Raw genomic sequence first — 20,898 nt, 5'->3', positions numbered from 1 at the left:
TTATTTACCTGAAACGAACACTAAGAAACCAGCGGCCATTAATATAAAAGCAATAGAAAATCTTACTATATTTATGGTCTCTTTGAAAAAGATATATCCTGCTAATCCGGCAAAGATGGGAAAGCTTAAGGCTAGTAAACCCGATTGAGATAAGGCATTCTCGTCTAATTTACTTAAGCCAATATTGAATAATAGCTCTCCCATTGCAATGTAGAATAAGCCTGCCAAAACTGCGTGAACTACTTTGATTTTTTGATGCCTGAGTAAATCTATTAGTTCTCCTGTATGCGAGAAAAGTATTGGTGACAAGATAATTGCACCAGATACAGCAACTAAGGAAGTTACAAAAAATGGGTTTAATTGATTGCTACCATCTTTTGGGTTTGTTAGCAGCCGGATGAATAAAATGCCTATTGCCAAAGAAGCATTACCAGCAATTATTAACAGGTATCCAAGCATAATAAAAGCTCCAAGAGGGTAGGCTTTAAATTTTAGATTTTAGATTCAATCTAAAATCCCAAATCCGTTTATCTACCCCATTGGAAAATTGCAGCGCCCCAGGTAAGTCCAGCACCAAACCCAGAAGTGGCGATAGTGTCTCCGGTTTTAATTTTGCCTTCGCGCACGGCTTCATCTAGAGCTAAGGGGATGGAAGCGGCGGAGGTGTTGCCATATTTGGCGATATTACTGATGACTTTGTGGGCGGGAATATTCAGGCGTTCGCCAACGGCGTCGAGAATGCGCTGATTGGCTTGGTGCAGCACCAGCCAATCTACTTGGTCGATGCTGAGGTTGGCTCTAAATAGAACTTTTTCGATGACTTCTGGGACTTTTTGGACGGCGAAGCGATAAACTTCTTTGCCGTTCATGGTTATGGGCTGGTAAGTACCTTGGCCAATGGTAACGCCAGAGACTATTTCTTTGGGTTGTGGTTGATAAGCTAAGTTGAGAGCATTATTCTGCGTGCCATCGCTGCGGATTTCAAATCCCAGGAGGCGATCGCTCTGGTGAGCCTGCATGACAACCGCACCTGCACCATCCCCAAACAACACGCAGCTGCGTCTGTCTGCCCAATCTACCCAACGCGACAGTATATCAGCCCCAATCACCAAGACGTTTTGATAAACGCCAGTACGAATGAACTGAGCAGCCGTGACGAGTCCGAAGACAAAGCCGGAGCAAGCTGCTGTCATGTCGAAGGCGACGGCTTTAGACGCGCCTAGCTGTGCCTGAATTCTACAGGCAGTGCCAAACAGGTCATCGGGTGTGGAGGTGGCAAGGATAATGAGATCCACATCTGTTGCGGCAATACCTGCCATATCGAGGGCATTGGTAGCTGCAAGAGTAGCGATCGCACTCAGTGACTCCTGCACTGACGACAGTCGCCGCTCTTTAATCCCCGTCCGCGAACTTATCCACTCATCCGACGTTTCCACCAAAGTCGAGAGTCCTTGATTATCCAGGGAAACTGTCGGTGTCGCACTACCGCTCCCCGTAATGGCAATGCCTACCCCTAATTCTTTTAACATTAGTCTCCATCAGTTGCTGGGGCAGTGGTAGTGATACGGGACTGAATTCGCTCTAGAACCTTGTTATCAAAGGCTTCTTTAGCAATGCGAATCGCATTAAAAATCGAGGGAGCCTGCGAACTACCGTGACTTATAATGCAAATTCCATCAACCCCCAACAACAACCCCCCCCCATGTTCCGCATGATCTACCCGCTGCTTGAGCCGCTTTAGGTTCGGTTTCAGCAACACCGTACCCATTTGTCCGCGTATTCCTTGGGGTAACTCCTCTTTCAGGATTTGCAACATCACCTCGCCGACTGCTTCTGCAAATTTCAACAAGACATTGCCCGCAAAGCCATCGCAAACGATGACATCAAAACGTCCTGAGAGGACATCTCGACCCTCAGCATTGCCAATGAAAGTAATTTGCGGATTTTCTTGCAGCTTTTGGTGAGTGCGAACCGCCAAATCGTTGCCCTTACAGGCTTCTTCTCCAATATTAAGTAGTCCAATTTTGGGGTCTTCTACACCCAGCACGTACTGGCTGTAAATCGCTCCCATGACAGCAAACTGCTCCAAATACTTGGGACGGCAGTCAACATTCGCGCCTACGTCGAGAATCAGGACGGACTTACTAGCCATTATTGTAGGCAGAACCGCACCAATCGCAGGTCTGTCAATTCCCCGAAGTCTACCCAGCCGTAAAAGTCCAGCTGCCATTGCTGCCCCGGAATGACCAGCTGAAACAACAGCATCCGCCCGGTTTTGCTTCACCAAGTCCATTGCCACGTTGATCGAAGCCTTGGGCTTGCGTCTTAGACCACTCAGCGGCTCCTCGTGCATTTCAATCGTACCTTCCGAGTCTACGATTTCCACGCTATGAGAACTGGTGTGGTGTTTGAGAGATGCTTCAATTTGCTCCCTATCCCCCACCAGCAAAACGTCGATATCTAGTTCTGCCTGTGCCCTAAGCGCTCCAGCGACGATTTCGGCGGGTGCGTGGTCGCCACCCATAGCGTCAATTGCGATCCGTGCGCGATTCGATGCCATTGATCAAAGTTATAGAAACCTTACAAATTTTACCAGAAGGTTTTCACCCCACATTAAACCTCGAACGATCTGGCTGATTAATCATAAGTTAGCAAGTATGAAGTATTGGCAATGGTGGAATGGGGATCCTGGACTCCGGACTTTAAACGGTACGGTTGCCGAGATATTATTACTGCGTTGAAGTGAGTTGTCGCCAATAAGGAAAAGATGCTGGAACTTTTTAGCTCGGGGTTGATGGGTGCATGGCTGGACATGGCTGGTATAAAGCCCAATCAATTGAATGTTGCTGACCTGCTGGAGTGGCAGGGTGTTTCTTTATTGGCGTTACCCACAGAACCAGATCCAGCCGATGAAAAGACTATGGATCAGTACTTGCGCCAATTGTCAACAAAAGGAATGGCGGCAGGAAATCAAGCGGTATGGATGCAGTCAGGACAGTCACTGTTAGCCAATCACCAAGGTAAGGTTCCTGTTCCAGCAGCATCTTTGACAAAGATTGCCACAACACTGGCTGCATTGGAAACTTGGGGGCCAGCACATGCATTTGAAACCCTTATCGGTACGACCGGAACCATCAAAAATGGCGTTTTGCAAGGAGATTTAGTAGTAACGGGTAGTGGCGATCCATTTTTTGTCTGGGAGGAAGCGATCGCTCTTTCTGCTGCCCTAAACCGCTTGGGCATCCGCCGCGTTAACGGCAATTTGATCATTGTCGGAGATTTTTCGATGAACTACCAGCCTAACCCTACCCTAAGCGGCCAGTTGCTCAAGCAAGGATTAGATAACAAATACTGGCCGAGGTTTACTGCTGTCCAATACGCAGCTATGTATCCAAAAACGCCAAAGCCTCAAGTTGTTATTGCTGGCGGTATCAGAGTATCTTCGGTGCCTTTACCCAAACAAATCTTGCTGGTGCGTCATAAGTCGATGTCCCTAACTCAAATCATCAAGCAGATGAACATCTACAGCAACAACGAAATGGCTGAGATGCTGGCAAAATCTGTAGGAGGTGCATCGATGGTCTCCCAAATCGCGGCTAAATCTGCTGGCGTCCCTAACGAGGAAATTCAGTTGGTAAATGGTTCGGGATTGGGCGTAGAAAATCGCATTTCTCCCCGTGCTGCCTGTGGTATGTTGCTGGCTATTCAAAACCATTTACACTCCCAGCAGATGAGTGTTGCTGATATGTTCCCTGTTTCAGGACGCGATCGCCGGGGTACTATGCTAGCTCGCAAAATTCCCACCGGTACCGTGATCAAAACTGGAACTCTCAATGCAGTGAGTGCCCTTGCAGGAGTAATGCCAACACGCGATCGCGGCTTAGTTTGGTTTGCTATCATCAACGGTGGCAATGATGTCGAAGCTTTTAGGCAGCAGCAAGACGTGCTTCTGCAAAATTTATTAAAGCGCTGGGGCGTAGCAGAAACTCCACCACCAGCTATTACCCCCAGTAGCGCTATAGCTGACGGCGCTAAAGTCCTGGGCGATACCCATAGAAATAAGATAGTTTCTGGCTTTCAAGCTAAATTTTGAAAAATGGTTCATGGTTCATAGCAATTGCCCAATGAACCATGAGCCGTCACATCTCTTGCACTTCCGGTGCTGCTGAAATTTTATATACGAGAGATGCTTGGAGTTGAGAATAAGGGTCTAAAGTAAAATTCCAGTTGCAAAAGCCATTCTCATCAGGTTTAACGCCATTTTTAGTCTCATTTGAAATTACTTCAACCTTAACTTGCTCTAACTCTGAAACTGGCACTCGCTCGGTAGTTTTAATCTCTCTCGGTTCTCCCCCAATATTAGATAAAAACAACTTTACTTCCATTGTTAGGATATTCCACTTAGTAAGATAATCCTGTTCTTGCTTCTCGGTTTGCGTGCGTTGCACGCGCATCGCTCCGTCTGACCCCCATCCTAGAGCAAATTTTTCCCCAGGTGCAATGAATAACACCGATGTTCTACCTACAAATCCAGAGGTTCTCACTAAATCCACTGGGCCTGCTAGGACGGGAAATTTAGATGTATTTGTCTGTTGACTTTTAATAACTACCTGACAAGATAATTCAGGCATTAACACATATTCAACAGAGGCGGAAGATTCAAAAGAAAATATAGGAACGCGATAAGGACGACCATCAGAGGGGATAGTAGCTTTAGAAGATGCTCTTAAGTTACGAACTTCGCCGCCATCATCAACGCCGGGAAGAACGACAGTTGTGGGCGTTTCATCTACACCCAGTCCTGGTGTTTGAATATTTTGATCTCGCTTTTGAATGACAATTTGTTTAGATTTTTCTTTAACGTTTACCAAGTCATCTGTTAGGAATGGTGGTTCTGTACCGAGTGAGGCGCGTGCTGTGGAAAATATTAAATCTACATCTTTCCAATCTTCTCCAGTGCGTTGCCAAACACAGCCATCGACGCGAAAGGAGATGGTAGGATTTTCTTCTAACAGGAGACGTGCTTGATGATACGGACGCCAAATTGCGCCGGGAACAACATAATCGAAAGCGATCGCATACTCTCCTGCTTGCGGAATCATTAAATCTGCCTCTATTCTGGCAGCATAGACCATATCGGGGCGCTCCAAGGCACGCAGTCTATTAATTAAGTCGTTAATTTCCTCACTGAGTTTTTCTTGAGTGTAATATTGGCTCAATATTTCCGCACGCAAATCTCGCAATTGTTTAAATAAGCTAGACAATTGTTCTCGCCAACTTCTGGGGTCAATTTGTCCCCAAACAGCATCTGTTGGTAATTCTTGCAAACCTTTATATAAGATAGTATTTATCCGCTCGAAGGAAGTTTCTAGATGCTGGCGGTCTTCGGTGATATTGTTAAAAGAATTGAGGAGCGATCGCAGTTCTATTTCTACAGCTTTAATTTCATCCGGTCTATCTTCTTCGTTAACCAACATCATCCGACGGACGCGAACATCATCAATGCGTGCGCCTGGATACTCTTCACAAAACTCCGCACGCAGAGACTTATCAGAAAGCACGGGAGCAACTTTATCAACTGTAATTCGCCACAGCCCTTGAGTTAAATTAATCTTACCAATTCGCCGCACCTGTCCCCTATCTTCCAGCAGCGTAACTGAAGAAACTGGCGCATCTAGAGTTAGTTTTTGGATAGCTTGTTGAAGAGCTTGCATAGTCTACTCCTATTAATTTTTTTAAACGAAGAACCCTATAGTTTGCTGTCAGTTCGACAGTATAAAACTATGGTTGCTTAATGCTTTCTCATTCCCAGACTAACACCTTAGAAACAGGTAAAATATTATCCCTCGCGTCGATTTCCACCAATCAACTCGCTATCGACAAAAGTTTTAATCTTATAATCAACTGATAGGTTTATATCGCCTTTAGCTGGCACTTCCACCCGCCAGCGATAACCACCCTTGATAGGCGCATTGCGTTCCTCTTGCTCGTACTTTTCCCATCCTGGCAAGACACTATCTATCTGCACATCGACTTTAGCGCCCTCATAGGGAATTGGCAGTCTTTCCCTTACTTCAATTCGCGCAACTCTTGGCAAATTGTTCTTAATATCAACTTGAACTTTGTGGCGCAATTCGTTGAAAGAAACGATAGTTTCGCCGGAACGAACTTCCTCATAGAATGTGTTGCGGGCAACTTTGATTGCTTGTTCAACTCCCAGACCTAATTCCATCTGTCCCTTAGCTGGAACTGTAGCAATATTAGTAGATAAAATATACTCGCCATCAACGTAAACATCTGCCATCCCAGCTAGTAGCGGTGCTTGTAGCGGGTTGCGTAGTTGGGCAATTCTAAAGACGTTGGTATCTTCGCGAGGTACGACTACATAGCGCACATCTACTTCTGCACTGCTGCTAGTCAAAGCTACTGAATGAAATTGACCATCTGAGGGGACATCAATACGTCCATCAGCGCTGTAAGCATAGTCAAATGAACCTGCCACATTTCTCACATTAATTCCACCAGGAGGAAGCGGTGATCTCATGCATTTTTCAGCGTTAGCAACTGCGCGTTCGATCGCGTCGATGATATCAAAATTTGCAACAATTTGCTGGCGTTGGAGTATTTCTAAATAAAATTCTTGGCGTTGCTCAATGGATAATTTACCGCGTTTAGATGGGTCATTTGCATCACCCATTCGCATTAGATTATAGGCAAGAAAATCAGTTGTCGATTCCTCCTCCATGTTACTGCGTCGCCTGCGCTGTCCTCGCGGTTCTGGTAAGCCTAAACTAGCTTCCTCTCTAAAAACAGCTTTGCTCATTTGTGGCGATGGACTTGGTGTATTTGCCGCAAGTTCTGCGGGCAGTCCTCCTAAAAGATCTTCCAACTGGCCAAATTCATCCTTAACCGTTCTTGGCGATCGCGTTACTATATCCCTTTCTAGATGCCCGAATGCCTGCCCGAATGTCTGCGCTGCCCTTGGAGGTTTTGGAGACGGTTTGATAGATTCTGTAAAACTTATCTCTTCAACCTCTGGGCTTAAGAATGCCTCTCTGGTGTCATTTAAACTAAATAATGGTGGCACTTCAGGGGAAAAGAAATCGTCGTTATCTCTGTTTTTATCCGCCGCCGCGATCGCTCCCTCTTTTTGTCTATCAAAATCCTCAAATAATATCTCTGCACCAATTGGAGGTCTTCGCCAACCCGACTTTTTAACCACAGGTTGAGCGCGTCCAATTCGCAACGATGGTAACTCTGGTAACGCACACCAAGCCATCGGTTCTGCTGTAGAAAGTTCTAAACGTACACCCGACCAATCCTCACCCGTGCGCTGACAAATTAATGCTCTAACTGCAATACTTGCGCTAGATTCTGCACTATTTAAACGACAAACATAAGTCGGCGTCCAACGCGCTCCGGGGACAAAATACTCTACAACTAACCTTGAGGTTTGCTCTGAAGTTGGCGTATTTCCATAACTCAAACTGACAACTACAGTTTTGCGGAGTTCGTTTGGTCTAACTTCTGTAGCAGTCGAAGCACGCGCCTGTTTTTCTTGCAAATCGGCAAGATGTTCTTTAGCCTTACGCAACTTTTCTAAAGTTTCGCGTTTTTCCTTAATTCGGGCGCGGATTTGTTCGTCGCTAAAATTAGCCAGCGCCAGTCTAGCGCCCATTGGCGAAGGGGGTGGTGCTTTCCCAGGTTCGCCATCGGGACGATCCGGGACGTCCAAGTGAGATAAAACGTTTATTTCGTTGTCGATGAGAGCGATCGCATCCTCAATTTGTCTTACCTCCGCTGTCGCCGCACGCAGTTCTTCATCAGGCGGCGGGTTGGGTGTCTCCCCGCGTGGAGGAACTGCTAAACCAATGCGAACATCCGCAGCAATCGGTGCATTTCCCCCACCACCTTCAACCCTCACCCTAACACTGCTATCATCCAGAGCTAAAGGTAATCCAGCTATTTCAATATATTCTGGTGCTTCATTTGCTGTGATATTTAACTCAGCAATACGGGTAATAGTTGCACCCGCAGAATATATTTTAGCAGCCTCAATTTTAGAATTAAGTTGTGCAATTGCCATAATTATCTACAACTATTAGCTAAAGGTTTTTGTTATGTTATGCCGCTGGTAAATAGCCCCTGAATTTATATTAGTGTGAGGGCAGCGCAGTTATCTATTGTTAGGCAAAGGGCTAGGAATAATCTCCGTTACCACCCTGTCACCAGTGTTGCCAGTAACGACAACTGTTTGATCTTGTAGTTTGCCAAATGCAGCCGGACCTTTTAAATTCAAAGGTGGATCGACTTGTCGATAATTAACATTGCCATCTGCCTGCACTTGCTGCGTAGCAATATTCCACCTTAACTGATTTGCAAATAGTTTGGCTTGATTTCTAGTAGCTGAACCCTGTGCGTTGCCGTTAACAACAGCAATTTGTTTTTCCACATCTAATTGAGCGCGATCGCCCGTTACTGTAACTTGCTCTTTTAAATCTACAATCCTCACAGGCTGTTCGGAAATCACCATTTGGTTGTTGTAATTCCAGTTAACTTTATTACCAAACATCTGCACGGGCGGCTGTACCTGTTGATAAATCGCATTTCCTTCCGCTTGAGCTACCTGATTCGGCATCTCCCACGTTAGTTGATTCGCATAAATCTTAGATTGATTCTTAGCAACAACACCCTGAACCCCGCCAGTCACAAAAGCAACTTTTCGCTGCAAATCTACTTGAGAGCGATTCCCTGTTACCGTCACGTTTTGCACCCGATGTACAAGCTTCACTGGCTGATCTGACACCACGATTTCTGTATTTAAGTTCCACACAACTAAATTACTGGCAATTTGGATGGGTGGATCTAGCGATGTCAAATCGACATTTTGCTTAAGCACCGCAGTCCTTGTTTCTAGGTTTACCTCAGACTTGTCTGCGACAACCTGAGCCGTCATAGCTTTACCTTTATAGCGGTCAATCTGGATGCGACTATCCGCGATCGCCATCTTCTGCGGAATCTGCCATACCAAATGCTCAGTCCTCATTTGTAAAGTTACAACTTCACCAGGCGGAATTGGCGATGCTGAAGGAGAGGGCGATGCTTGGGGAGTTCCTCCCTCCTGTGTCTTTCCTATTGTTTTCTCCAAAAGAGCCGGGTCATTTGTTGTCGCCACAATTTGACCCAATAATTCTAGCTGTTGTGCGCGGCTGAAATATCGCCCCTCTTTCGCCTCAGTTTGTAATTGTGGGTGGCTTCCCCTCACATTATTGCGGACAATCAACAAATCTTTTTTAGGAAACCACTCTAATTCATCTCCCTTTAATACAGCACCATTACGCGGATCGGTAGCTGTAACTTGACCTTTCAAAAATACCTGTTGGCCATCTTGCTGAACTTCACCACTCGCCGCAGTAACCTGCATCACTAACTTTCCATCTTGGAACAAGTCTCCAGTTGGATTGTTAATAACAGCAGTTTTTTTATCGCTACTGTAGTTTGCCTGCTTTGCCTTCACTTTCCACACAGGACGCCCCTGTGCATCTGCTTGATCTAAAGTTACATCATTAAACACCAAGCTAGTATCTAACGATGTCGCAACCTTATCTTGTTGACCCTTTTTTTGCGCGTTGTTTTGACCGCCACAACTGCTAAAAAAGGTAAAACAAAAAAGGCAAAATGCAGAAGATAAAACTATTTTTGCCTTTTTGTTTTTAATTTTGACCTTACCTATCGCTACGTTTAGGCAAATGTTCCAAAAGAACATTTTTTTACCTTTGTCACTTCTACTGCTCCTTTAGTCCTGTCGTTTAGACCCAATTCCGGAGCTTTTAGACAAAATTAGCCTGCTCCTCTGCTATTGATCTTCCTGTTCATCCATCATGCCAATACCCGATAGCGGGCGGTAGGTGTAGCTTTGACGTGACGTTTTTTGGATATCTTCCTTGATACCGTCAAGGTCGATATATCGATCTGACACGTTAATTAAACTGTCGCTAGTCATAGAGCGCAGGCTTACGACTTCGACACGCACGCCACGATAGCTAACAGCGTCTACGGCATAGGCTAAATCGCCATCGCCGCTGACAAGAACAGCCGTGTCATAAGAACCCACTAGAGCCATCATATCAACGGCAATTTCTACATCTAAGTTGGCTTTTTTAGAACCATCTGGTAACTGCACTAAATCTTTCGCAATTACGCGGTATCCGTTGCGGCGCATCCACAGCAAAAAGCCCTGTTGCTTTTCGTTTGTGCGGTCAACTCCCGTATAGAAGAAAGAGCGCAGCAGCCGCGAACCAGCTGTTAAACGGCATAGCAGCTTAGTGTAGTCAATTTCTATCCCTAGCTGCAATGCAGCATAAAACAAATTTGATCCATCGATAAAAATGGCTACTCTACCGCGATTTTCTAAAACTTGCTCTGGTGTAAATACGGGATCGCTTTTGAAATGGTTCAACATGGTTGTTATGCCTCTATTTGTTATCAAAAAATTGATTGGTTTTTAGGTTTTATCTGGTTGAATGGCAGTTTTCATCTTCTTTCCAGTAGATGAGACTCTACCGGATTCTAGAAGGTTTCTCTGCCAACCTACCTAGAGACTGTCCCGGCTAGGATGAACCAGACGCGGGCGGGTTCAGTTTGGCAAAAACAGGTTTGGGATCGCCAAAGGCTTGTTTTGCTTTTAGTGTTCCCCAAACTGCGTGGGATTTAAACAGAAGGGGATCGTTTATCGGGTTTTTGTCATTAAAATTAATTGAAAAGCCCAGTTGCTGGTAAATGTCACTACTAATGGTAGGAACTATCGGTGATAGCAGGTAAGCTGCTAGTCTAACTGATTCTAAAACTGCGTAAAGCACTTGTTCGACGGCTTGTTGTTGGTTCTGTTTATATAAAGTCCAAGGTGCTTGGTCGTCGATGAATTTATTGCAGGCTCGAATCAGGGTGAATATGTCATTGCAAGCGGTGCTGAAGGCTAGGGATTCGTAAGCTCCAGCCACGCGATCGCCCATGCCCTCTCCTATCGACTTTAGCGGGTTATCTGCCCCAATGTCTTCACCCGAACAATCAAGCACGCCTTTGCAGTACTTCTTAACCATTGTCAACGTGCGGTTGAGCAAGTTCCCCAAGTCATTTGCTAAGTCTGCATTCACCGTATTGATAAACCGCGTTTCGTTGAAATCCCCATCCTGCCCAAATTCAATTTCTTTCAGAAAGTAGTACCTAATGGCATCTGCACCATAGAGGTTTACCAACTCTACAGGATCTAGGGTATTCCCCAACGTTTTCCCCATCTTTTTGCCATCTTTGGTCAAAAAGCCGTGTCCGAAAATGCGCCCGGAAATCGGTAGCCCAGCTGACATCATCATCGCTGGCCAGTACACTGCATGAAAGCGCAATATATCTTTGCCAATTAGGTGCAAATCAATCGGCCACCATTTTGATAAAGCATTCTCCAGCGTCGGTTCGCTTTCCGGATCTAGCAGTGCTGTCACATAGCCCAGTAGGGCGTCAAACCATACATAAATGGTATGTTTCGGATCTACTGGGACGGGGAAGCCCCAGTCTAGATTCACCCTCGAAATAGAAAAATCTTGCAGCCCTTGGCTGACAAAATTTAGTACTTCATTGCGGCGGCTTTCTGGCTGGATGAAATCCGATCGTTCTTGATATAAGGCTTCTAGCTGACTTTGGTATTTCGACAGCCGGAAGAAGTAGTTTTGCTCGTCCCGCCACTCGGCTTCTTTGTTTGGGTGTAACGGGCAGTGGTGTCCTTCTAGCAAGTCGCGTTCTTCTTTAAATTCTTCGCAGGAGACGCAGTACCAGCCTTTTTGCTGCCCCATGTAGATGTCGCCTTTGTCCCATACCCTATAGAAAAATTCCTTGACTATGGCTTCATGGCGGGGGGATGTGGTGCGACTAAAGCGATCGTACTGGATATTCAACTTTTGCCAAAGCGTATCGAAACCAGCAGCGATTTCGTCACAAAAGCTCTGTGGACTGCGCCCGTTGCTTTCCGCCGTGCGTTGAATCTTCTGTCCGTGTTCGTCTGTGCCAGTAATCAACAGCACAGATTTGCCGCGCAGTCTCTCAAACCGCGCAATGACATCAGCAGCCATTGTGGTATATGCACTGCCAATGTGGGGTAAATCATTTACATAGTAAAGAGGTGTTGTAAGAGCAAATGTGCTTTTACTTGTATCGCTAGAAGGCATAAAATGGCAAAAAAAAGCGCTATTAACTGCTTTTAATCATATCCGAGCGTTTAGGGTTTTTTATATTAATTGCTACTTTATCTGTTAGCTTTACATACTCCTATACCACACAAATGTATAATTATTTATGATAGATGCTGTAAGTTTAACTAATAACTCTTCAAGCAGAGGCAAACAGGCACTAAGGCTTGAACGTCAAACCTAAGAACGAGAGAGTTGCTATTTTCCGAGTAGGGTGCAAAATCTTAGTTCTTACTTATGGTTGGTAAATGCTTAATATTTCTACCTCTAGGTATTCGTAATTAACATAAACGTTATTTGATAATTATATTAAGAATAATTAAGCTTTGGCCTAAACGCTGGCTTTAACCCATGTCTCTAGATACACCACTCCAGGTTTCTCGCTTACTGCTTGCCACGATGGGAACGCGGATGTATCTCTCGTATGAGAACCGCATTCCTCAAGAAGGTGCTGTAGTGGTAGTTAGCAATCATCGCAGCTTCATGGATGCACCCTTGCTGATGGCGGCGGTGAACCGTCCGATTCGCTTTGCCTGCCATCACTACATGGGACAAGTGCCAGTGATGCGGGAGATTGTCCAACAATTGGGGTGCTTTCCTTTAGATACACCGGAACATCGGCAGCAAAGTTTTTTTCAACAGGCGATAAAGCTGTTGCAGCAAGGTCAGGTGGTTGGGATTTTTCCAGAAGGCGCTCAAACTATGGTGCGTTTGACCGATCCCCACAAAATGGAGCAGTTTCAGCGTGGGTTTGCTCATTTAGCTTTGCGAGCCGCCTGCGGAGGAGCAACCGATACGCCTGTACGCAATTTAGCTGTTTTGCCCGTGGCGATCGCATCCCTCGAAGAATCTACCAGCTCCGGAGTACCGCTGAGATTATTGAGCCTATTCGATCCCTCAGAACCACTCTTCGACCGCGCTGGTTGGCATCCCCTAGTCGTTTATCGTCGTGCAAGCGTTTTTATTGGTCGTCCTCGTTGGATTACGCGCCCAGCTAGGGAACAATATCAAGGAAAGCACGCCAAAACTGTTGTTAACGACCTACTCGGCTATTGTCAAGAAGAAATCGCCACCTTACTCCGTCAAGGCTGTTTTTAAACAACGGACAGCTGCTTGTAAAATGAGTAATAGTACTCATTAATTTTATCGCTATAGTTCATAGTTCATAACTAAAACTAATAGTAAGGAACACTGAGCAATCAACAATTAACAACTACTCATGGTTGAAGTCAAAAGTCATCCTTGTTTCCTTACCCCCAGCAAGCTGAATCCAGACTACCCGCTCTTTGTATATCTGCCGGGAATGGATGGAAACGGGCAGCTGCTCAGAAGACAAACAGCAGGATTAGAATCAGCATTTGACATACGCTGTTTGGCGATCCCCGCCGACGATTTGGCCAGTTGGGATGTTCTCACCGAGCAAGTTGTGGATTTGATTGAAAAAGAAGTAGAAAAACAACCCGATAGGTCTGTTTATCTATGCGGCGAATCATTTGGCGGTTGTCTGGCAATCAAAGTAGCCCTGCGTAGGCGAAGAATGCGTCAGCCGCATTCACCCCCATTGTTCGATAGGCTGATTTTAGTCAATCCAGCATCATCCTTTAATCAACGCGCTTGGTTGAATTGGGGATCGCTAGTGAGCGGCTGGATACCCGAAGTTCTGTACCGCTTGGGATCGGTGTGGTTGTTGCCATTTTTGTCTGCAATGGAACGAGTATCGAGAGAAGACACTCGCGCCTTACTAGACGCCATGCAATCAGTACCCCCAAAAACCGTTATCTGGCGGCTGGCGCTAATTAGAGAGTTTGACGTTGACGAAAGCGAGTTGGCCGAGATCGCCCAACCAGTGCTAGTAATTGGCGGAGGCGCAGACCGACTATTGCCCTCTGTAGCTGAAGCAAAACGCCTAGCCGGAGTTCTACCTAACGCCAAAGTAGTTGTTCTGCCTAAGTGCGGTCATGCTTGCCTGCTAGAAGAAGACGTTAACCTATACGAAATTATGAAAGCAAATAATTTTTTAGAAAGTAGGGATGCTGTTTCCCTGCTGTCGGCTTCTTAGTACGTTTTGTCTGCCCAAAGACTTTACCAAGGGCTGCCAACCATCGTAAAGCCTGACCAATAATAGGGATGGGATAAACTTATATTTCCCACAACACCTAATTCGGGTGGCAGCGGCACTCCTCTGAGGAGCTGTGAAGCTCGCATTTGACCCTCTTCAATCTTGACTTCTCCTCGGATCATCGCTATCTGCGTCTGTCTGAGAGCTTCAGCCTTAATAGTCGCTCTGTGCAACTGGTAGTAGAACTCGCTCATTAACCCTAACGTGCCTTCATCTGACACATACCAAAGACTAGCTAAGGCTGACTTGACACCAGCTCGGACAGCCAAACCCGCAAAGCCCATCTCGACATTATCATCACCCACACCTGTGCGGCATGCGCTCAGCACCAGCAACTCGACTGGCGGGTCGTTCCAGCCTAGCTGCCGCAGTTGATCCAATTGCAGCTTGGCGTCCCACAGTTGAATGTAAGAATTGCTTGCAGCTCCGGGCATGAATTCGCCATGAGTGGCTAGGTGAATAATGCGATACGGCACATTAGCGCGTTGGGACTTCAAATTATTCAGGGTAAAAGCTTCGTTGAGCAATAACTTGCCTGGCCACTCTTGAGCGATCGCTCGAAGTTCGGCTGGAACAGCGGGTAAAGGTTGCTGATCTTTAAATTGCGACGCACCCATCGCCAAGAGTTGGGCGTCCTTGAGGCTTTGGTAACGAGTATCGGTCAAGCTGAGGCTGGGGATGAGGCTGAAACTGTATTTTTCTATTAGAAATTGCTTACCATCATGCAGAGCGGCAAGGGGTAGAGTACGCAATCCATCATCCATTGAGAATAGGAGGGTGTTTATCTCTCGCTGTTGCAGTTCGCTTTCTATGGGTGCAATCAGCCACTTATACAACTGTTGCCCCGATTTCAAATAGCTCCTCATGTTTCGTTTGCTGGGAGTGGCAATTTGATTGCGAAAATCTTTGGCAACAGCTAAGAGAGTGTCGCGGTTGGCGGCTGGGATGGTTTTGTGAATGGTTTCACCAGTGGCAGTAATTAATACAAGTTCGAGTTGATCTGGTCGTACTAGAGTGTAGACAATAGCCGACTTTTTACCAGTTTGAGAATATATTTTTCTCAGAGTCTCTCTGATGCTTTGAGGGGAAGTTTCAGAACTTGCCACAGATTGTCCCAAGTAAGACGCATATTTCTGTGCCGATAGTTGCTCAATTTTTGGCACTGCAACTTCGATTCTGCCAGCGTCAAGAGCTTGACTTACCGAGGCACGGACTGCTTGAAGGGGTTGTGGAGCGACAGCCCTATTGACGTTCAAGATCTGGTTGTTGTTGATGCTGCCAGCAGTGGGGCTGCGATCGCTCCGCAATCGCGCCATATTTACAGTGTCAGGTTCGAGGCTGCGATCTAAATTCAAGATCTGGTTGTTGTTGATGCTGCCAGCAGTGGGGCTGCGATCGCTGTTAATTGTGGGTTCACGGATTAGGGAGATCTCAGGAGCAAGCTGCGCGATCGCCTGCGTTGCTGGGGTAATTATCTGCGGTGCTGGGGTAATTATATTGATATTGCCCATAGTGTAAGTTCCCGGCGGTACGGGAATGGTAAATGTGGGGGCGATCGCATTATTTGCCCCGCTGGTTATACCTCCCGCAGTTCCGTTAGTTGTGGCATCACCGACGATAAAACTTGTTGCCGTGCTGCCATTGTGTCGGATAGTAATTGCACCGCCATTCGCTGCATCAGCACTAGAAATACTGGCTTTTATTCCATTGCGATCGCTAAAAGTGCCTGTGGCGCGGAATAAGTTGCCAGCATTGATATCAACTGATCCACCTTTACCGCTACCGTTGCTATTGCTGTTGATAGTAGTGGTTGTAATGTTGCCGTTATTGGCAGTAAGCGCGATCGCCCCTCCATTGCCAGACTTAGAATGAGAGTCTAATTCTGCTGCTGTAGTTATGATGTTTCCAGTCATGCTGGTAATGCCAATTCTGCCGCCATTGCCAGAACCATTTGAATAAGAGCGAATGTAGCCGTTAATGTTAATGTTGCCTTTCGCACTAATATTTAATGCATTGCCGTTAACACCATTAGTTGCAGTGTCCAACGAGGCGGTGCTAATATTTCCGGCTGTGCTGTGGATATTAATACTTCCCGCAGTACCGCCGCTAAAGTTGGAGTTGTAAGCTAATACATTTCTAATCCTAATATCGCCTAAAGAATTAACAGCGATCGCTCCTGAATTACTCCCAGCATTATTACTGTAAGATTCCAAATCTCCTGCTGTTTTAATCAAGCCATTGGTACTGTTTAGAGTAATATTACCTCCACCACCAGACCCGCTAGAGCCTTTAGCATAAGCGCGAACAAAGCCGCCAATATTAATATCTCCAAAAGCGGAAACACTAATATTTCCCGCGTTACCAACAAAGCTGCTAGCATCTAAATTTGATGAAGCGGTTACTGTCCCCGCCTTACTATTGATGGTGAGGTTGCCACCATTGCCAGGAAAAGTGCCCGTGTGAGAACGCAATAGCCCAGTGCTGATATTGCTGTTAGCATTGAGAAAAATTTCGCCTCCGCTGCCAAAAGTACCAAGAGGGCGCGAATCTAAAGCGCTAGTTGTAATACTGCCGTTATTAGCACTAATAGCGATCGCTCCTCCATTACCATTACTATTGGTAGCGTCTAAAATACCTGCACTTGTATCGATGCTGCCGTTGGCGCTAGTTATATTAATTGCTCTACCTGAATTAGTAATATTGCCCGTAGTAATATTTTTATCAGCATTCAGGGTAACTGTAGCGTTGCCTGCGCCAGTTAAATTGCCAGCAGTGTAAGTAATAGAACCGCCCGTCCCTGGAGCTTGAATTGTTACCGGATTATTAAAAGTCGCATCACCAGTAATAGCGATCGCGCCAGTTTGATCGCTTCGCCCGATGGTAATTGAGTTAAAACCATTCGCCAATCTTGTTAATTCGGTCGAGTTCAAGAATGTTGTAGTGGCATCACCGCTACCGCCAATTTGCAGATTGGAACTGGGACTAAATGGCTGCAATAGTATGTTTCCGGTACCAATTAATGAAGGAGTTCCGCCAGCATCAAGATTAATGCGATCGGCAGTTAGGGTAATATTACCAATGCCAGAATTGATGGCATTTTCTACTTGAATTCCGTTACTATTAGCGCTAGTTCCGGTGATAGCGATCGCGCCACCACTAGAGTTGATGGAATTTTTAACTTGAACGCCGATGTTATTGTTGCTAGTTCCGGTAATGGCGATCGCGCCGCCGTTCGAGTTGATTGACGCAGAGTTGAAGATACCTTCATTGCCATTAGTATTGGTGCTATTTCCAGTCAAGCTAATAGTTCCACCACTTGTAGTCAAACTAGCCGCCGACGGAAGATAAATGCCTGCACCAGAGACGCCACTGCTATTACCTGTCAGGATAATATTCCCCGTCCCAGTCGATTGCAACACCCCCCCATCGACCAGCCCAATACCGTGATTGCTGTTTCCAGTCTCGCTACCAGTACCGATCAGAGTAATATTGCCATTTAAAGAAGTGACTTTCGAGTTTGCTCTTGTCACCTCTATCCCGATATTGTTGCCCGCCCCAGCAGTGCTACCATTGCCAATCATGGTAATATTGCCCATCCCAGTCGAGCGCACAAGCCCGCCGGAGTCAAGCATAATGCCATAGTTGTGGTTGCCAGTCCCGTTACCAGTACCTGTCAGGCTGATATTGCCGTTCGCAGAGGTGACAGTTGCAGGGGAACCGCCATAATTGCCAATGTAGAGGCCATAGTTGTAATTGCTTCCCGTCCCACCTGTACCGTTCATAGCGATCGCTCCGCTACCTGTAGATTCAGCAAGGAAAGCGTTTCCTAAGATAATGCCCTGATTTTCCGCTACGCCTGCACCGCCTATTCCTATCAGATTCAGGGTGCCATTTTCTACAGATAATTTGCTGCCCACACCTGTGACGTAAATACCCCGGTTGGCAATTCCTGTCGCGCCGCTAGTACCTGTAAAGTTGATGTTCCCCGTCCCGGTTGTTTGCACAACGCTACCGGAGAGCAGAATGCCAAAGTTATTGCTGCCAGTCCCGTTACCAGTACCTGTTAGGCTGATATTGCCCTTCGCAGAGGTGACAGCGGCAGGAGAACCAAGAAAATCGCCAATGTTGATGCCATAGTTGTAATTGCTTCCCGTCCCACCTGTACCGTTCATAGCGATCGCGCCCGTACCTGTAGATTCAGCAAGGAAAGCGTTTCCTAAAATAATGCCCTGATTCTGCTCTACGCCTGCACCGCCAATTCCTATCAAATTGAGGGTGCCATTTTCTACGGATAATTTGCTGCCCACACCTGTGGCGTAAATGCCCCGGTTGGCACCTCCTGACGCGCCGCCAGTGCCTTTAAGGTTAATGTTCCCCGTTCCGGTTGTTTGCACAACGGCACTGTTGGAAAGGAAGATACCGTAGCTGCCGTTAACACCTGCAACTCCCGTTCCTACGATAGAAATATTGCCTCCGGCTGCATTAATGTTTGCACCGCTAATGTTGACTCCGATGGGATTTGCTGATGTGCCTGTTGCAGAATTAATTAATGGGTTGCTGCCACCTCCTAGAACTATATCGCCGCCGTTGGAGTTAATGACAGAACCTGAATTTAGAGCGATCGCGCCTGCACCATTTGCATCAGAATCAGCGTTGAGGGTTACGTTCAACTTGCCGCTAGTAGAGGCGATCGCGCCATTCAAAATTATGCTGTTTGTAGCTAGTAAAGTCAGAGTGGCATCTCCACCACCTGTTTTGTTAATATTTGCCCCGCTGTTCTGAGTTATATCACCAGCACCAGAAGCGCCAGAAGCAGTTGCGGTGTCGAGGATGACACTCGTTCCAATATTAAGAGCAGCGTTGATATTGGCGACATCCACCGAGTTCGTACCAATTGCGCCGCCACTGCTACTTACAATTGTGATATCAGTCGGGTCAATTAACCACGTACCAGCGATGCCATTAGCGGCGCTAGCATTGGGGGTTGATGTGAGATTAAGAAACTTTTTGCTAGAAGTTTCAATAAAGCCGCCATTCCCAGAAAATAACCCTCCGCGTGCCGATATTTTGCCGTAAATACTGGCTGTATCATCTGCCCAAATTATTACTTTTCCACCGTTACCATTCGTCAGCGCATCTGCATTAATCGTTGAGTTGCTGTTGAATAGGGTGCGATTGGCATTTGGTACAGTACCTTTGCCTCGATCATCTCCGCCGATGAGGACGGTACCACCGCCATTCGTTCCAGAAGCGTTGATGTTTGCATCGATGACGCTTACGTTGTTGCCTAAAACCTTGACACTACCGCCTGTTTCACCGGATACATCGAGTTTGCCGGATGCGATCGCGTTGGTGCTGCTTGCGCCGATATTGTCTGCTAAAGTTATCCCCGAGCCTGTCAGTAATTCTGCTAAAGAAAGGGGATTATTAGTTAATGTTGAGTTATTGCCAGTCTCCACCTCTAAACTCAGCAAATTTCCCTCAGAACTAATGCGTACTCTACTTGTTCCGGGGACTGCCCCTATAGTGATATTGCCCCCTGGCGAAGTCAGGGTCCCAGTATTAACAACATTGCCGCCTAATAAAGCTAAATTATGCCCTGAATTTACACCTAAATTACCCGCGTTGATAATACTGCCTGGGTTAGATGTATTAAAGGTAAAATTGCTGGGCTTTCCTACTAATGCTGCATAGTTTGACGCGCCATAGGCATTTAACGAGTTATTCCCAAAACCTATACCAGTTGCCGTAGTAGCTGTAAATGCTGCTGGCACGTTCAAGCTTGCACTAGAACCAAAAACAATGCCAGCGGGGTTCATTAAAAATAAATTTGCATTTCCGCCTGTAATTTGAATTAAGCCATTTATATAAGAAGCATTGCCACCAGTAACGCGCCCCAGGATATTTTGGATAGTCGGATTTGAGATAAAGTTAGCAATTTCGCCTTGCTTCAAACCAAATTTTTCAAAACTATGAAATAGATTCGCGCCATCTTTGGAAAGGCTTCCTCCTGTGATGTCGATTTTCTTGCTATCAGGCGTGACAATTGTACCCGTAGCGTCATCACCTGGGGTGATAGACTGTGCTTGTGCGGGTTGAGGTAAGCTGAATGTCGTACTCAGAGGCAAGGCTACAAGTGACAACAGTAGAATTCTAAAATCTGATTTCACTTTAAATGCCCCTTACTCTTAATCAATATTTCTAAAGCTATATATAATTTTAGCAACATGAGATATATTGGCGATCGCGCTTCGCTTGTCGTTAGCTCGTGAAAAATCGGTGCAAATTAAAATAATTTCATTGCGATCGCTTTTGCACCAGTTTGATAATCCTTTACCCTGGTAATCCATACGTTTAGGTTGTGCCTAGTGCCTAATTATTTGATAAATAGATGAATATACTTAAACGTAAATGCCTCCCCTCAAAGGAACTAGGGAGCGGGGGTTGCTAAATTATAAACTTAAAACTCAAAACTCTACTCGTACCATTCTTACCCAATACTCTTAAGGGGTAATAACTAAAGGTAAATTTGCTATCATTTAT

At 46.0% G+C, this 20,898-nt stretch carries 13 protein-coding genes; 3 read left to right on the top strand and 10 right to left on the bottom strand.

Going from position 1 to position 20,898, the window contains the following annotated elements; translation table 11 throughout:
- The 3 genes from H6F77_RS02450 to plsX all read right to left on the bottom strand — a co-directional run bounded on the left by H6F77_RS02450 (nt 1) and on the right by plsX (nt 2,560).
- Nucleotides 1-459, bottom strand: a complete 459-nt coding sequence (locus tag H6F77_RS02450) for an EamA family transporter (RefSeq protein WP_190485005.1) — start codon at nt 457-459, stop codon at nt 1-3.
- A 68-nt stretch (nt 460-527) separates the two neighbouring features.
- Nucleotides 528-1,529 carry a beta-ketoacyl-ACP synthase III gene (locus tag H6F77_RS02445; RefSeq protein ID WP_190485003.1) on the bottom strand — a complete coding sequence of 334 codons (1,002 nt, stop codon included), beginning with the start codon at nt 1,527-1,529 and terminating at the stop codon, nt 528-530.
- Nucleotides 1,529-2,560 carry a phosphate acyltransferase PlsX gene (plsX, locus tag H6F77_RS02440; protein ID WP_190485001.1) on the bottom strand — a complete coding sequence of 344 codons (1,032 nt, stop codon included), beginning with the start codon at nt 2,558-2,560 and terminating at the stop codon, nt 1,529-1,531. Before plsX ends, H6F77_RS02445 begins: the two co-directional genes overlap by 1 nt.
- 207 nt (nt 2,561-2,767) lie before the next feature.
- Here plsX and H6F77_RS02435 point away from each other — a divergent pair, with 207 nt between their 5' ends.
- Nucleotides 2,768-4,093, top strand: coding sequence for a D-alanyl-D-alanine carboxypeptidase (locus H6F77_RS02435; protein WP_190485000.1), 1,326 nt, complete (start codon nt 2,768-2,770; stop codon nt 4,091-4,093).
- Nucleotides 4,094-4,139: 46 nt separating this feature from the next.
- Here H6F77_RS02435 and H6F77_RS02430 read toward each other — a convergent pair whose 3' ends face one another.
- From H6F77_RS02430 to metG, 5 genes are all read right to left on the bottom strand, one after another.
- On the bottom strand, nt 4,140-5,714 hold the full coding sequence (locus H6F77_RS02430; protein WP_190484998.1) for a mucoidy inhibitor MuiA family protein: 1,575 nt from the start codon (nt 5,712-5,714) through the stop codon (nt 4,140-4,142).
- Nucleotides 5,715-5,839: 125 nt separating this feature from the next.
- Complete coding sequence (locus H6F77_RS02425; protein ID WP_190484996.1) at nt 5,840-8,086, bottom strand: DUF4139 domain-containing protein; 2,247 nt, start codon at nt 8,084-8,086, stop codon at nt 5,840-5,842.
- Between the two features lie 90 nt (nt 8,087-8,176).
- On the bottom strand, nt 8,177-9,766 hold the full coding sequence (gene lptC / locus H6F77_RS02420) for an LPS export ABC transporter periplasmic protein LptC (RefSeq protein ID WP_190484994.1): 1,590 nt from the start codon (nt 9,764-9,766) through the stop codon (nt 8,177-8,179).
- 90 nt (nt 9,767-9,856) lie between these two features.
- Entirely contained in the window at nt 9,857-10,462 is a 606-nt protein-coding gene (locus tag H6F77_RS02415) for a LabA-like NYN domain-containing protein (protein WP_190484991.1), read from the bottom strand.
- Between the two features lie 148 nt (nt 10,463-10,610).
- Nucleotides 10,611-12,215 carry a methionine--tRNA ligase gene (metG, locus tag H6F77_RS02410; RefSeq protein ID WP_190484989.1) on the bottom strand — a complete coding sequence of 535 codons (1,605 nt, stop codon included), beginning with the start codon at nt 12,213-12,215 and terminating at the stop codon, nt 10,611-10,613.
- A gap of 372 nt (nt 12,216-12,587) precedes the next feature.
- Between metG and H6F77_RS02405 the strand changes: the two genes are divergently transcribed.
- Together H6F77_RS02405 and H6F77_RS02400 are read left to right on the top strand one after the other, a co-directional pair.
- Nucleotides 12,588-13,334 (top strand): lysophospholipid acyltransferase family protein, encoded by a 747-nt coding sequence (locus tag H6F77_RS02405; RefSeq protein WP_190484987.1) that lies wholly within the window; start codon nt 12,588-12,590, stop codon nt 13,332-13,334.
- Nucleotides 13,335-13,455: 121 nt separating this feature from the next.
- The gene (locus H6F77_RS02400; RefSeq protein ID WP_190484985.1) at nt 13,456-14,295 is read left to right on the top strand and encodes an alpha/beta fold hydrolase; all 840 of its coding nucleotides are present in this window, start codon (nt 13,456-13,458) and stop codon (nt 14,293-14,295) included.
- A 23-nt stretch (nt 14,296-14,318) separates the two neighbouring features.
- Here the strand turns inward: H6F77_RS02400 and H6F77_RS02395 are convergent, their stop codons facing one another.
- Both H6F77_RS02395 and H6F77_RS02390 read right to left on the bottom strand, forming a co-directional pair.
- Nucleotides 14,319-20,525, bottom strand: a complete 6,207-nt coding sequence (locus H6F77_RS02395) for a CHAT domain-containing protein (RefSeq protein ID WP_190484983.1) — start codon at nt 20,523-20,525, stop codon at nt 14,319-14,321.
- Nucleotides 20,526-20,543: 18 nt separating this feature from the next.
- Entirely contained in the window at nt 20,544-20,705 is a 162-nt protein-coding gene (locus tag H6F77_RS02390) for a hypothetical protein (protein WP_190484981.1), read from the bottom strand.
- Between the last annotated feature and the right edge of the window lie 193 nt (nt 20,706-20,898).

Origin of the sequence: Microcoleus sp. FACHB-831 (genome assembly GCF_014695585.1) — a bacterium.
Lineage (GTDB): Bacteria > Cyanobacteriota > Cyanobacteriia > Cyanobacteriales > FACHB-T130 > FACHB-831.
The sequence above is the reverse complement of the archived record's forward strand: the minus strand, read 5'-3'. Positions and strand labels throughout refer to the sequence as shown.